This is a genomic window from Nostoc sp., assembly GCF_036917435.1.
GTDB lineage: Bacteria > Cyanobacteriota > Cyanobacteriia > Cyanobacteriales > Nostocaceae > Nostoc.
This window is the reverse complement of sequence record NZ_JBALDM010000007.1, coordinates 113,930-127,164: the sequence shown is the minus strand read 5'-3', so window position 1 is coordinate 127,164 and position 13,235 is coordinate 113,930. Positions and strand designations below refer to the sequence as shown.

The window sequence follows — 13,235 nt, the reverse complement described above, 5'->3', positions numbered from 1 at the left end:
GAATGATACTATGATTCAAGCGATCCAAGCGCATAATGTCAGCCTTGCTGATTTAGAAGCAAAATTTGGTCTGCAACAAGCTGGGAATGAGACTTTTTTTACAGAGTGGTTTGACACTCTACCAGAAATCACAGATTTAGAAAAGCAAGATTTAGACAGAGTAAAACTTCATTTTCTCCGTTTAGTCAAGCATCCCCCTTTGTCAGAAGAAACAGTTAAATTAGTAGTTTTATCTCCTTTACTAAATTTAGCTGGATTTTATGATGAGCCTTTTTATTTAAGAGGTGAGGAATCAATAGAAATTTCTGCGGAGGATGAAGAAGAAGTTATCAGAGGTAGAATTGATATTTTAGTTATTCAAGAAAAATTATGGTTGTTAGTAATTGAATCTAAAAGGTCTAGCTTTTCTCTTTTAGAAGCCATACCCCAAGCACTCACTTATATGTTGGGTAATCCTAATCCAGAAAAACCTGTGTTCGGATTAGTGACTAATGGTAGTCACTGTATTTTCTTGAAATTGAGTAAGCAAAATACGTTAAAGTATGCCCTTTCCGATGAATTCACTCTGTTAAAGCGAGAAAATGAATTCTATCAAGTTCTGAGAATTTTAAAAAACCTAAGTCAATTTTTGAGTTAATAATTATGTCTATTCGTCCTATATATCTTGATTGTCACGCTACTACACCCGTAGATGAACGGGTATTAGCTGCAATGATCCCTTACTTCATAGAAAAGTTTGGCAACGCATCTAGTATTGGTCATATTTATGGGTGGGAAGCAGAAGCTGCTGTTAAACAAACGCGAGAGATTTTAGCAGCAGCAATTAACGCCACTCCCGAAGAAATTGTTTTTACAAGTGGTGCAACAGAAGCTAATAATTTAGCTATTAAAGGTGTTGCCGAAGCTTATTTTAAAAAAGGTCAGCATATTATTACTGTTGCCACAGAACATAATGCAGTTATTGACCCTTGTAATTATTTAAAAACTCTCGGTTTTGAGATTACTATTCTCCCAGTTAAAAAAGATGGATTGATTGATTTAACTGAGTTACAAAAGGCTTTTCGTCCTGAGACGATTTTGGTATCGGTGATGGCTGCAAATAACGAAATTGGTGTGTTACAGCCAATAGCCGAAATTGGGGAACTATGCCATGCTTACAACATCATTTTCCACACCGATGCAGCCCAAGCTATTGGTAAAATTCCCCTAGATGTGCAAGGGATGAAAGTTGATTTGATGTCGCTAACCGCACACAAAGTATTTGGGCCAAAGGGTATTGGGGCGCTGTACGTCCGCAGGCGCGATCGCAGAGTGCAATTAGCTCCCCAGCAACACGGCGGTGGACATGAGCGGGGGATGCGTTCTGGGACATTGTATACACCGCAAATTGTCGGCTTTGGGAAAGCTGTAGAAATCGCTTTAGCTGAACAAGCAACAGAAACCCAACGCCTCACCCAGTTGAGACAAAGTTTATGGCAACAGCTTTCCCAACTTGAAGGAATTCATCTCAACGGACACCCTCAACAGCGATTGGCGGGGAACTTGAATATCAGTGTTGAGGGCGTGGATGGAGCCGCACTTTTGCTAGGATTGCAGCCAGTAATGGCGGTTTCTTCTGGATCTGCTTGTTCCTCGGCAAACACTGCCCCCTCCAGTGTTCTGACAGCGCTGGGAACACCCCAACAGCTAGCTTATGCCTCAGTGCGGTTTGGGATTGGACGGTTTAATACCCAAGAGGAAATTGATATTGTAGCGAAACATGCGATCGCAACTATTCAAAGTTTACGCCAGCCATTTTTTATGGATTCTCGCGCAGGAAAGCCCCAATCTGCTCTAGTTCCTGCTGATTGAGGCGAAATTCTCCAGCAGCAATGATTCCATCCACCTGCTGGGGATTGCGTGCGCCAACGATCGCAGCTGTCACCGCCGGATTATTTAAAGTCCAAGCGATCGCAACTTCACCAGGGGCGCGATCGTGTTGCTTACCAATTTGCTGCAACACCTCCACTAACTTCAGGTTACGAGATAGACGTGGCTCCTGAAATTCATTACTTTGTTTACGCCAATCATCATCTGGGAAATTAGCAACTCGTTCAGATGTCATCTTTCCTGTAAGCAAGCCAGATTGCATTGGGGAATATACAATTACACCGATGTTATTTTCCTTACAAAAAGGCAGAATTTCCTTTTCGACATCAGGCTTAACTAGTGAATAAGGTGGTTGCAATGATGTAACTGGTGCAATCTCCTGGACACGTTTCAACTGTTCAACATTGAAGTTTGAAACCCCGATATAGCGAACCTTCCCTTCATCTTTGAGTTTAGAGAGAGTTGTCCAGCCTTCTTCAATTTCTGAGTCTGGGTTAGGCCAGTGGATTTGGTAGAGATCAATGGTTTCAATATCGAGTCGGCGCAAACTAGCTTCAACTTCTCGCCGCACAGAATCTGCCTTCAGGCTGCGACCAATTTCGCCCTTTTCATCCCAAATCATTGAGCATTTAGTAAAAATGTAGGGGCGACTAGATCGACCTTTGAGTGCCTTAGCAACAACCTCTTCAGAATGTCCCAAACCATAGATAGCTGCGGTGTCAATCCAATTAACGCCGAGATCGAGAGCGCGATTGATTGCTTCAATAGATTCTTGATCGTCCTGCGCTCCCCAACCAAAAGCCCATCCACCTCCACCGATCGCCCAAGCACCAAAGCCGATTGGGGTAATGCGAAGCTCCGAATTGCCAAGTTGTTTGGTTTGCATATCTACCTTCTCTAAGAATTTTTGAGTCAATTGCTAGTTTACGCTGCAAATATCTTCTCAACCGCTATCTACGGTATGAATCACTACTGAGGCAAACACGATCGCAAATTACTACTTATACATCCGCTAGAATTACCTGAAAATAATAACAGTTGTTTAGATATTTATCAAAGATGTCACAAGATTTAAAAGGCAAAGTTGCACTAATCACAGGTGCAAATAAAGGTATCGGCTATGAGATTGCCCGCCAATTAGGTTTTAGAGGGGCTACTGTTCTAGTTGGTGCAAGAGATATAAAACGTGGTAAAGAAGCGGCAAATCAACTTCGTTTAAATAAAATTGATGCTCGATCGGTTCAACTTGATGTCATCGCTCAAAAAACAATCGACTTTACCGCTCAACAAATCGAGAGCGAATTCGGAAAACTTGACATTCTTGTAAACAATGCTGGGATACTAGCTGAAGGCGATCGCCTTCCACCCAGTCAAGTTGAGATTGAAACACTGCGACAAACTTATGAAACCAATGTATTTGGAGTGTTTGCAGTTACAAAAGCCCTGCTGCCACTTTTAAAAAAGTCAACAGCAGGGCGAATAGTTAATTTATCAAGTGGTTTAGGTTCTCTGACTCACAACTCCGATCCAAATTTTGAGTTCGCTAACTTTAAGCTTCTTGCTTACAACTCATCAAAGACAGCAGTGAATGCGATTACAGTTCTATTGGCTGCTGAACTTAAAGATACCCCGATTAAAGTCAATGCTGCCGATCCTGGTTTCACAGCAACTGACATTAATCAATACCAAGGATATCGCACTGTTGAGCAAGGAGCGATCGCAGCAGTAAAACTTGCTACTCTACCTGATGATGGTTCTAGCGGCGGTTTTTTTGATGAGAATGGTGTAGTTCCCTGGTAAAAAGTAAAGGAGTATTGGGCATTGGGGAGGGAGAGTTAAAACTTAGAGATTGAGCTTCTGAAGGTAGAAGTTGAGCTTCTGAAGGTGGAAGTTGACCTTCTGAGGGTGGACGTTGAGCTTCTGAGGCTAAACTTTTAAGTTTTAACTCTCCATTCCCAATGCCCAATGCCCAATGCCCAATGCCCAATTCTCAATGCCCAATTCTCCATTCCCAATTCCCGAATTAATAAGGATTTGAATCAATCCGTCCCTTTTTAACACTTCTGAGATAATACCCAGAAGTTGGTCTGTTTTTTAAGTTAAAGGTGTCGCCACTGCGAACTTTCCAAATTTTGTAATTGGAAAAGGTCAAAGGCGTTCGGGGTTCGCATACTTCTGGCGTATGATTGCCAAGTACAAAGTATGCCGCACCCCTACCCATAACTTTCACCAAGCCATTTTTATCCACAAGAACCGATGTACTTTCACTAACCGCTATGCCTAAAACGCTGCTAGATATACCATCCTTAATTTGACGGGCAATGAAAGCCATAATTCGACCCATTCTTTCCCGCCTATCAAAGTGTGTATCTACAATAGTTCCTTTTAAATTACTCCAGTTGAAAAAGTTGTAAGTAAAAGTGATGTCGCGGTACGGATCTTCTAGTGCGTCTCTAGTTTCAATGCCTTTTTCAGAAGAAGCACAAGCATCATAAACACAATCACTTTGGATCATCGCCCCCGCACTAGTACCACCAACACCGCCTCCCTTCAGGTAAACTGACTTAACAGCAGCTTCAACCTTGGTATCTTTCCAGTTGCGGATGTATTGACATTGGTCGCCGCCAGCAAAGAAAACTACATCAGCTTTTTTGATTTTTTCAAAAATCTCGGCTTTGTTTGCTTCTTCTCTATTGCGAATTAGAAGAGTTTCCACAAAGTTTACGCCCTTCATGGCATAAATTAGCCGATTGTAATCGTGATTACCATTTGTGCGGAGAACTACAACATTAACTTTAGTAGCGGAGTTACTATCTCCCCTAACTTGGTTAATCATCCACTGGATGGCATCATCGACATCAGGGCCACCTCCACCCAAACTCAGGACTGGGCCCGCTAAGGAAGGACGGACATCAAAGGAGGGTGAGGCGGAGGGGCGGACATCAACAGTGTCACCCAAGAAGTAGCGTTTCCAGTTTTCGATAAAACGGGTTATTAGGAAGGTTCCCATGTTTAACAACTTGATTCCTATATTTTTCAAGCGCCTTGCTATGCTTGGGAATGCCTTTGTCATACTAAGCTTCTAGAGCAAGCTGCAATTATTGCTAGGCTGTTACGCATTTTTATTGCTTATTTTTTCGTGAACTTCGTCTTTTGTCATTAGCCAGTTGTCTTTTGTGAAGAACCAATAACAAATGACAGTTTTAACAAAAAATATGCAATATGGACGCGCATTAGCTTAACTGTCGCACTAGATAGGGTAAAATTTCCAGCGTACAGGGTTTGTACTGTTTTTTAACTCAAGGGAGAAAAGCTTTGGTATCCAAACATTTACTGTCTTTGTCTCACAATCTTACTCATCACCGCGACGAGCAAATACAGTGTATTGCAGGTAAATGAAGTACACGGGTAGGGGCACAACATGTTCATTGGTGTCAACTTAACGTGAAACCCTTGTAAAAACTGAATATTGAGTTTACTGACTACTGATTACGATCCGCGTTACCCCACCCTAACCCTCCCCTTATAAAGGGGAGGGAACCAGATTTTCTGTTTCCCCCCTTTATAAGGGGGGATTAAGGGGGGTAAAACATCTAGGGGACAAAGCTTTGAGCTTAAGTTGACACCAGTGAACATGTTGTGACCCTACGATGATCCGTACGTAAACTGGAGAATTTAATGGCTAATTCTGCGATCGCTCATAAATTACCAGAGTGAACTAGAATCACCATAGAAGTTGCCGAGGTTTGAGGCGCTAATTATGGAAGAATTATTAACTCTAAAGGGCTTGCTTGTTAAGGGCGATGTTCAGGGAGCATTGCTTATAGTGGAAGAATTAGAGGAAATGAGCCGAAATGACATCATCAAAACGATTCGTAGCTATGCAGTGATCCTATTGTTGCATCTGATTAAACAACAAGCTGAAAAGCGCACGACTCGCTCTTGGGAAGTTTCAATTCGGAATTCGATTCGGGAAATTCAACGAGAAAATAAGCGCCGCAAAGCTGGAGGCTATTATCTCACATCAGAAGAATTGTTAGAAATTTTAGCAGAAGCCTATTTAAATGCCATTGATGAAGCAACGCTCGAAGTAGCAGAAGGTCGTTATGAGCCAGAAGAATTAGAAAAGCTGGTTAACCAAGAAGAAATTATCAATCGTGCTTTGGGTTTAATTTTAGCAGGAGAGTCTAGTTAATTGGCTAAACAGAGACTCGATACATTATTAGTAGAACTTAATTTATGTTCTTCTCGCGCTTTAGCACAGAGGTTAATTCAGGCGGGGGAAGTTACTGTTAATCAGCAGTTAGTTGATAAACCTGGTACAGAAGTTGATATTGCGGCTCAAATAAAGATTAAGGAGCGATCGCCTTTTGTTTCTAGAGGCGGTGAAAAACTCTCCAAAGCTTTGTCAGTATTTACCATTCCCGTAGTAGAGCGCATTTGTTTAGATGGTGGGATTTCTACTGGTGGTTTTACTGATTGTCTCTTACAAGCTGGAGCAAAACAAGTTTACGGCATTGATGTCGGTTATGGACAAGTTGATTGGCGGTTGCGAAACGATTCGCGGGTGATTTTGCGGGAACGCACCAATTTACGGCAACTACGGCCAGATCAGTTATATAGCGAAAATGACCCAATTCCTGATTTGGCAGTGGTTGATGTATCGTTTATTTCTTTAACAAAGATTCTGCCTGCTTTGTGGCAACTAACTCAAGCTAACCGAGAAGCTGTGTTGTTAGTCAAGCCACAGTTTGAAGTTGGCAGATCCCGTGTGGGTAAAAAAGGTGTTGTGCGAGATCCAGACGACCAAGCTGATGCCATTTTCCAGGTGTTGCAAACAGCCCACGAATTAGGATGGAAATACAAAGGCTTAACTTGGTCGCCGATCACTGGCCCGGCTGGGAATATAGAATATCTTTTGTGGTTGGCAATGGAAAGTGAAACATCACCACTTGATTTAGAGGCAATTAAGCAAATAACGCAATCAGCAACAACTGATTTACGGAAAAATTAAACGTCGTAGATTAGACATTCTACGGATGCTGGATGGCGATCGCAATAGTTTTCTAAAGAGGTTTTCTTTACTTTTGCTTGCTGTTGATCAGCTTTCTCAGCTTGCAATTCTTCCACGATGTCCCAAGCTACAGCACAACCCGCAGAATTACTGCCATCAAGCTCACAAGTTGTCCGAGCCTCAGCAATGGCTTCAGTAATTGCTTCTTCAATATTTGCTGCACCAGCAGTTTCAAATGAGTTTAGGGTAGTTGTCATGATCGTTTCACCTTTAATTTACGCAGGTAGATATTAGGGGATAGGGAAAAGTTTTTCCCATAACCTGTTCTCTCAATCTTGCATCGCAAATTAGAAATGTCAGTCAATTGTCAGAGTAGCTTGATAGAAGTTCATAAACACTTGTAAACGGTAACAATTACTTTATAAATCTTATTTATTCTCAATATTTTATGCCTAACTCTTGTCGCAGACGATACAGAATTGTATTTTGGTCAACTTGAGATAAAATTTCTTGAATAACGCTGCTAGCGCCTAATTGTCCCCAAGTGCAGCCTTTTTCGAGATATACCTGAGCCGCTTTGCCAACGGAGTATGCACCATAGCCGGCGATACCAGCTTGAGCGATCGCACTGCCAGCAAAAGCAGTAATATTGCTGGGATTATCACCACTGGTTATTGCAGCCGTAGTTTTACCTAAACCCAAAAGAAAACTACTACCTAATTCCCCTAGTAGCAAACCACCAGAACTAAATAAAATCGTTTTTAAAATTTTCCCAGCTTCATAGCTAGTCATCGGCAAACCATATAATCTAGCGAGGGCGCGAATTAAAGCTAAATCGGCAACAGTTCCGCCAAGAATATCTAAAAAAGCGATGGGATTGAGCATTACTGCCAAAGCTTTGTATTTGGTAAATTGCCAAATGATATTTTCAGCTTCTTTTTCGCGTAATTCGATGGTTTTTTGAGCGATGGCGGCTTCTGCATCCCGTGCTTGGATGAGGGCATTTAAAGCTAGAAGCGATCGCCCTTCCCGATTCAGAATATTCAGAATTGTCTCTTTGAGTTCGTCTATTTGGGGTGGTGGTGTCTCCCATTCATAACTGACACGCCCATCAGTCCACTCAACTCGCACTTCCATTGCTGCGGGTTCTGCCGCCACCATGACAATCTCATCTGGTAATAGAGGCTTGGCTTGAGGATTTCCAGCACCCAATTGTTGTAAATTTTGGTAAATTGCTCCCCGATCTGTATCTGGGTAAAGGTCTATTTTGTTAAATACTAAAATCAGGGGTTTTTGCGATCGCCTTAATTCCAGCAGTGCCTGATATTCAGTGCGGGTGATATCACCAGACACGACAAATAAAATTAAATCTGCCTGATGCACTACTTCTCGTGCCATATCTGCCCGTGACTCACCCTCAATTTCATCTAATCCTGGTGTATCAATTAATTCTACTAGTACCTTCCCACCGGGCTGCCACCGCACCGAACGGGGCCATTGAGTAACACCATTTAGGGGCCCAGTTTGGAGAATTTTGTCTCCTAGCAAAGCATTTAAAACTGCTGATTTACCACGACTCACCAAACCAAAAGCAGCAATTCTAATCACGTTAGAGTCCAGCTTGTTGAGTGTGGAATTCAAAGCTTCCAATTCTGGTTTCAACAAACCTGCCAACTCTGAGTTAGATGACAACTGTCCTGATTTGCGAAGATGTCCATACCAAGAAAGCGCTTGTCTGAGACTAGCGCGGGCACGATTTAAGTGAGTTTCTTGCAGATTTCGCACAAAGTTAGGTTGATTCAAGGTTGGACAAACAACAGGCTACATATCCATTTTGATCTAATTCAAAGCTTACTAGCGTGTTTTGTCATGCGATATCTATTTAGAACATAGGATTGTGTTCATTATCCCAACATTTGCGATCGCGCCAGTTTCTCCCAGTATGTTCACATTCAGATGCATTATCTATCCAAGGAATCGATGTAGAGTAGTGCGAGGTTCCTGTAGAAGCGAAGAAGCTAGCAGTGAATAAGGGCAATAATAAAGATAAAGTTATCAATGTAAAAATGGGGAGAGCGATTAAATATCCAGTGAATAGCACAATATTAGTATGAGTCCAAAAAACTGCGCCTAGTTTATTATTTTTTTGGTTAGTTTTTAAACTAGTTCTGGAATTTGAGAAAAGCATAATGCAACCCTATGAATGCCAGTTTGTATAGCAATTCCATTTGATTTTTCAAAACAAAGCTAACTGAGAGCTAGCCGCATCGGGTTTTGGCTATTAGCATATTTAGCAAAAATCAAATAAAGTTCTATACAATTACGGATTTTTATATAGTAACATTATTGAAGCTATATATTTTGATGTCAAACGTGCAAGCGAGGACTTCTTAAAACTTTTAATATTTGAGGGCTAAAAAATATTTTTAATGAAAATTATGTTGAAGTTATGGCAATTGTCCTTGCGGAAACTATGGCATATTTAATTAATACCAATTCCAATACGGTTCGGTTAAGGTTTTTTGATGGAAATTCTAGATCGTAAAGATGCGATAAATTATCACAAAGACGCTATAAATCGCCGTCAGGACGAAAGACTGATTATAGAGCGGCTACTCTACGAGTTCCCCTGAACGGAGTAATAGTCTGTCAAGTTTAAATTGATGGGTAAGAACGCTCGTAGTAAGCACTTTAGTCCTTATTTTCTAAGCACTAAAGTGCTTACTACAAGCCTTCAAAACTAGTGGTCTATCCCATTAATTTTGATAGGTGAATTAGTTTTTAAATTTCTCTTCTTTACCTCTTCCTTCGCACTCTTCTCTGACGAGACGCTGCGCGAATGCGGTTCGTTCTGTTATTTTTCAAGTTTAATGACACAGAGTACTAGTACTTTGTCAAGTGAAGTTTAAAGGGTAATAGAACGAACCGCAGAGGCACAGAGAACACAGAGAAAAAGATTCTAAAATTTGGTTTATTCAGCAAAGTTGACTTGACACACTAGTACAACACGGCGTAAATAAGCCGCCCATTTAAAATCGCTATAAATCTTACAAAATCAGCGTTCTTTCTTTTTACTTTTGCCTTTTTACTTTTGCCTTGTTGTACTAGTGACCGACTGGCGCTTTTACTCCTGCACCGCCTTTGCCCAGGAATAGTAACAAAGGTAATGAGCAAAGGAACCCTATCCCTACGACTCGAAAGCAATCTGCATAAGATAAAACAGCAGCTTGAGTATCTACTGTTTGACTTAATAAAGCTAGTGCTTGTTGTTGCGCTGTTGCTGCATCCATACCTTGATTTTGGAGTGCCCCATTCAGCAAGTCGAGGCGCTGATTGGTTTCTGGATCGTAAGGACTAAGTTTTGATAACAAGATATCTCGATGAAAAGTCTGTCGTCGATCGAGCAGAGTAGTAAGTAGCGCAATGCCGATACTGCCACCTAGTTGTCGAGTCAGGTTGTAGAAACCAGAACCAGCAGAAACATCTTTTTTGGGTAGTGGGCCTAAAACTGCCAAGCTTAAAGGGAGAAACATAAATACAGTAAAAGCTCCGCGCCATACCAATGGCCAAAATAAATCGTCTGTCCCGCTTTGTGGAGTAATTGTTGCCAATTGAAACATCACTCCAGATGAGCCGACAGCACCGATCGCAATTAAAAATCGGGCATCAACTATACTGCTCAGTTTGCCTAATAAAACCATCCCAATCGCAGATGCTAAAGCCCCAGGTGCTAATAATAGTCCTGTTTGTGTTGCCGTAAAGTGCAGCACACTCTGAGCAAATATCGGCACAGCAAAGAGTGCGCCATAAAGCCCCATACCCACCACTGCTGAGAGAACGCTTCCCGCAGCTAGAGAACGGTGATGCAAAACTCTCAAATCCACGGCAGGGTGAGCTATTTTCAGTTCTCGCCAAATAAACAACCCCAAGCCAATAATCCCCAGAATGGTCAGAGTGATGATGAAACTAGAGGAAAACCAGTCATCTGTCTCACCTTCTTCTAATACAGTTTGTATGCTACCCACAGCCACAATTAAAAACCCGATTCCCCACCAATCAACAGCTTGGTTTTGAGTATCGCTTTTTTCCTTATTCTTGGGCAAAAACGCCAAAGACATAGCTACTGCAATGATCCCAAAGGGAATGTTGACAAAGAAAATCCAGCGCCAGCCTAAACCATCTACTAAGAATCCTCCTAGTGTTGGGCCAATTGCGGGGCCAGCAATCACACCTACACCAAAAACTGCTTGGGCCAAACCTTGTTCGGCTGGGGGAAAAGTCTCGAACAAAATCGCCTGCGCTTTCGCTAGCAATCCGCCACCACATAAACCTTGGAGAATCCGGGCGGCGATCAACATTGGGAGATTGAAGGATAGCCCACATAAAATAGAGGAAATCGTAAAACCAATCAGCGAGAAAATAAAGTAGGTTTTACGCCCAAAGTAATCTCCCAGCCATGAAGATAAGGGTATTAAGACGACGTTAGCGATCGCATATCCACTCACAACCCAGCCCACTTCACTCACAGTCGCACCCAAGGTTGCTTGAATGTCGGTGAGAGCGACGTTAACAATACTAGTATCAATTACTTCTAAAATTGCACCTAATGAAGCGGTAAAGGCGATCGCCCACTTCAATGGCCCGTGGACATAACCAAATTGATCGGTACTAGAACGTTTAATGTTGGTAGCCATTTTAATTTGTAATTCGTAATACTCGCTAAAGACTAGAAGCAAGCTAGGTAAAGCTTTATTTTGAAAAATTGGTATCAATCGGATACCTGGATTGGGCTATTTATTTGGCATCACAGAAGCTAAAATTAAGTATTGTATATATACGCTACGGTAGCGTATCATATAAGAATGGTCAAGAGAGACTTCAACGAGAAGTAGCAAAAATACTTATGCTAAAGATGGATGGTAGTTTCTGCTGTTTTCGTGCATGAAAACTGGGTTGTAGAGTTTATTTATTTCCCAGATGCTTCTGCTGTACCCAAAGTTAGAAGCAGATTGCCAAGAAGATATTGCTTGGGGATGATATTTTTATGAGTAACCAAATCAACAGTCCTTCAGGACGACCACGCAGCATCCACGCCGACCAAGCTATTTTGCAAGCGACCTTAGACTTGCTTGCAGAGGTTGGATATCAGAGTATGAGTATAGAAGCGATCGCTTCCCGCGCTGGAGTTGGTAAAACCACCATCTATCGGCGTTACACTTCCAAAGAAGAACTAGTTGCAGACGCGATAGAAAGTTTGAGAGATGATTTAGCGATCCCCAATACCGGCAGCTTTTGGGGAGACATGGATATCCTCATCAGTCATGCTGCCCAAAAAATAGATAGTCCCCTTGGTCGTCAGACGATTGCCCTCATAATTAGTACAGCATCTAGCAATCCTCAATTTGCCGAAGTTTACTGGACAAAATATACCAAACTTCGACGTGAAGCCTTGTCTAAAGTACTTAAGCGTGCAAAGTCTAGAAGTGAAATTCACAAGGATGCGGACATTGAGCTAGTTATCGACCTTTTAAGTGGGTCACTCTACTATGCACTTATTTTTAAACCCATAACCGAGCCAGTGGAAGCATATATGCGCCGCACAATGAATCTTCTTCTCAAAGGTATTGGATAGGGGATTGGGCATTGGGCATGGGGCATTGGGCATGGGGCATGGGGCACCTCTCAAAAAGAATGTAGAGGCACGTTGGCGTAGCGCGACGAAGTATAATTTCGCGTTTCTACAAGGTTTATGGATAAAACATCATTAATTTCTGGAGATGTCTATTGGAGACAAGGAAACAGGAAAGTCTTTCCCCAATGCCCCATGCCCAATGCCCCATTCCCAATTCCCAACTTTGTTGCCAAAATAACTTTCCATTATAGGTCATAAATGAGATGATGGAGAAATTAGAGAAAAGGTGAACAATTGTTATTTTTCTCGTTCCGCTTCCGGTTGCAGAATAGCATTACAGTACTGAATGAGGGTTGTCAAGCGATCGCTAATCGTTTGAAGTCTCGTTTGTGCAGTAGATGCTTGCCGCGCTCCTTGCAAAAACATCACATCTATTGCCAACAAACGCAATTGTTTACTCATTTCCGTTTGATAAGACTGGACTCGCCAGTTTTCATCAGCCAAAGGCACAATCTCCTGTCCGAAAAATTGCTGCAACGAGGCTACACGCTGTCGCAGTTCGAGGGCAGCGATTTCGGTAGTTGTGGCATCCGTGCGTAATTGCTCTAGCAAGGTTACGAGTGCTAAATATTTCTCAGGGTTTAAAGACATCCAGTGCTAGTTAAGATAGTATTAATGTCAAGTAATTTTTCTTCTACAATAAACTTTCTTAAACACTTA

General features: G+C 41.9%; 14 protein-coding genes. 6 read left to right on the top strand and 8 right to left on the bottom strand.

What is annotated here, in order from left to right:
• Nucleotides 1-10: 10 nt before the first annotated feature.
• Entirely contained in the window at nt 11-637 is a 627-nt protein-coding gene (locus V7K98_RS03550; RefSeq protein ID WP_335019444.1) for a type I restriction endonuclease, read from the top strand.
• A 5-nt stretch (nt 638-642) separates the two neighbouring features.
• Complete coding sequence (locus V7K98_RS03545; protein ID WP_335019443.1) at nt 643-1,851, top strand: cysteine desulfurase family protein; 1,209 nt, start codon at nt 643-645, stop codon at nt 1,849-1,851.
• Here the strand turns inward: V7K98_RS03545 and V7K98_RS03540 are convergent.
• Nucleotides 1,799-2,755: an aldo/keto reductase gene (locus V7K98_RS03540; RefSeq protein ID WP_335019442.1), complete on the bottom strand. Its 957-nt coding sequence runs from the start codon at nt 2,753-2,755 to the stop codon at nt 1,799-1,801. The genes V7K98_RS03545 and V7K98_RS03540 overlap by 53 nt on opposite strands.
• Nucleotides 2,756-2,928: 173 nt before the next feature.
• Here V7K98_RS03540 and V7K98_RS03535 point away from each other — a divergent pair, with 173 nt between their 5' ends.
• Nucleotides 2,929-3,669: an SDR family oxidoreductase gene (locus V7K98_RS03535; RefSeq protein WP_335019441.1), complete on the top strand. Its 741-nt coding sequence runs from the start codon at nt 2,929-2,931 to the stop codon at nt 3,667-3,669.
• Here V7K98_RS03535 and V7K98_RS03530 read toward each other — a convergent pair.
• Together V7K98_RS03530 and V7K98_RS03525 are read right to left on the bottom strand one after the other, a co-directional pair.
• Complete coding sequence (locus tag V7K98_RS03530) at nt 3,626-3,835, bottom strand: hypothetical protein (RefSeq protein ID WP_335019440.1); 210 nt, start codon at nt 3,833-3,835, stop codon at nt 3,626-3,628. The genes V7K98_RS03535 and V7K98_RS03530 overlap by 44 nt on opposite strands.
• Nucleotides 3,836-3,892: 57 nt before the next feature.
• Nucleotides 3,893-4,942, bottom strand: coding sequence for a cyanophycinase (locus V7K98_RS03525; RefSeq protein ID WP_335019439.1), 1,050 nt, complete (start codon nt 4,940-4,942; stop codon nt 3,893-3,895).
• Nucleotides 4,943-5,629: 687 nt separating this feature from the next.
• On the opposite strand from V7K98_RS03525, the gene V7K98_RS03520 reads away from it, so the two are divergent.
• Together V7K98_RS03520 and V7K98_RS03515 are read left to right on the top strand one after the other, a co-directional pair.
• Nucleotides 5,630-6,064, top strand: a complete 435-nt coding sequence (locus V7K98_RS03520; protein WP_335019438.1) for a DUF29 family protein — start codon at nt 5,630-5,632, stop codon at nt 6,062-6,064.
• Complete coding sequence (locus V7K98_RS03515; RefSeq protein WP_335019437.1) at nt 6,065-6,883, top strand: TlyA family RNA methyltransferase; 819 nt, start codon at nt 6,065-6,067, stop codon at nt 6,881-6,883. It begins immediately after the preceding gene.
• Here V7K98_RS03515 and V7K98_RS03510 read toward each other — a convergent pair.
• The 4 genes from V7K98_RS03510 to V7K98_RS03495 form a co-directional block, all read right to left on the bottom strand.
• Complete coding sequence (locus V7K98_RS03510) at nt 6,880-7,140, bottom strand: Calvin cycle protein CP12 (RefSeq protein WP_335019436.1); 261 nt, start codon at nt 7,138-7,140, stop codon at nt 6,880-6,882. The genes V7K98_RS03515 and V7K98_RS03510 overlap by 4 nt on opposite strands.
• Nucleotides 7,141-7,321: 181 nt before the next feature.
• Nucleotides 7,322-8,668: a GTP-binding protein gene (locus V7K98_RS03505; protein ID WP_335019473.1), complete on the bottom strand. Its 1,347-nt coding sequence runs from the start codon at nt 8,666-8,668 to the stop codon at nt 7,322-7,324.
• A 97-nt stretch (nt 8,669-8,765) separates the two neighbouring features.
• On the bottom strand, nt 8,766-9,071 hold the full coding sequence (locus V7K98_RS03500) for a hypothetical protein (RefSeq protein WP_335019435.1): 306 nt from the start codon (nt 9,069-9,071) through the stop codon (nt 8,766-8,768).
• A 916-nt stretch (nt 9,072-9,987) separates the two neighbouring features.
• A complete protein-coding gene (locus V7K98_RS03495) occupies nt 9,988-11,577 on the bottom strand; it encodes a DHA2 family efflux MFS transporter permease subunit (RefSeq protein WP_335019434.1) in 1,590 nt (529 codons plus the stop codon).
• 350 nt (nt 11,578-11,927) lie between these two features.
• Here V7K98_RS03495 and V7K98_RS03490 point away from each other — a divergent pair, with 350 nt between their 5' ends.
• Nucleotides 11,928-12,515 (top strand): TetR/AcrR family transcriptional regulator, encoded by a 588-nt coding sequence (locus V7K98_RS03490; protein ID WP_335019433.1) that lies wholly within the window; start codon nt 11,928-11,930, stop codon nt 12,513-12,515.
• Between the two features lie 297 nt (nt 12,516-12,812).
• Here V7K98_RS03490 and patD read toward each other — a convergent pair whose 3' ends face one another.
• Nucleotides 12,813-13,166: a heterocyst frequency control protein PatD gene (patD, locus tag V7K98_RS03485; RefSeq protein ID WP_335019432.1), complete on the bottom strand. Its 354-nt coding sequence runs from the start codon at nt 13,164-13,166 to the stop codon at nt 12,813-12,815.
• Nucleotides 13,167-13,235: the final 69 nt, after the last annotated feature.

What these genes read in the sequence shown, in the direction of transcription:
- V7K98_RS03550 (WP_335019444.1), top strand. Translation starts at nt 11, where the DNA reads ATGATTCAAGCGATCCAAGCGCATAATGTCAGCCTTGCTGATTTAGAA.
- V7K98_RS03545 (WP_335019443.1), top strand. Translation starts at nt 643, where the DNA reads ATGTCTATTCGTCCTATATATCTTGATTGTCACGCTACTACACCCGTA.
- V7K98_RS03540 (WP_335019442.1), bottom strand. Translation starts at nt 2,755, where the DNA reads ATGCAAACCAAACAACTTGGCAATTCGGAGCTTCGCATTACCCCAATC.
- V7K98_RS03535 (WP_335019441.1), top strand. Translation starts at nt 2,929, where the DNA reads ATGTCACAAGATTTAAAAGGCAAAGTTGCACTAATCACAGGTGCAAAT.
- V7K98_RS03525 (WP_335019439.1), bottom strand. Translation starts at nt 4,942, where the DNA reads ATGACAAAGGCATTCCCAAGCATAGCAAGGCGCTTGAAAAATATAGGA.
- V7K98_RS03520 (WP_335019438.1), top strand. Translation starts at nt 5,630, where the DNA reads ATGGAAGAATTATTAACTCTAAAGGGCTTGCTTGTTAAGGGCGATGTT.
- V7K98_RS03510 (WP_335019436.1), bottom strand. Translation starts at nt 7,140, where the DNA reads ATGACAACTACCCTAAACTCATTTGAAACTGCTGGTGCAGCAAATATT.
- V7K98_RS03500 (WP_335019435.1), bottom strand. Translation starts at nt 9,071, where the DNA reads ATGCTTTTCTCAAATTCCAGAACTAGTTTAAAAACTAACCAAAAAAAT.
- V7K98_RS03495 (WP_335019434.1), bottom strand. Translation starts at nt 11,577, where the DNA reads ATGGCTACCAACATTAAACGTTCTAGTACCGATCAATTTGGTTATGTC.
- V7K98_RS03490 (WP_335019433.1), top strand. Translation starts at nt 11,928, where the DNA reads ATGAGTAACCAAATCAACAGTCCTTCAGGACGACCACGCAGCATCCAC.
- patD (WP_335019432.1), bottom strand. Translation starts at nt 13,166, where the DNA reads ATGTCTTTAAACCCTGAGAAATATTTAGCACTCGTAACCTTGCTAGAG.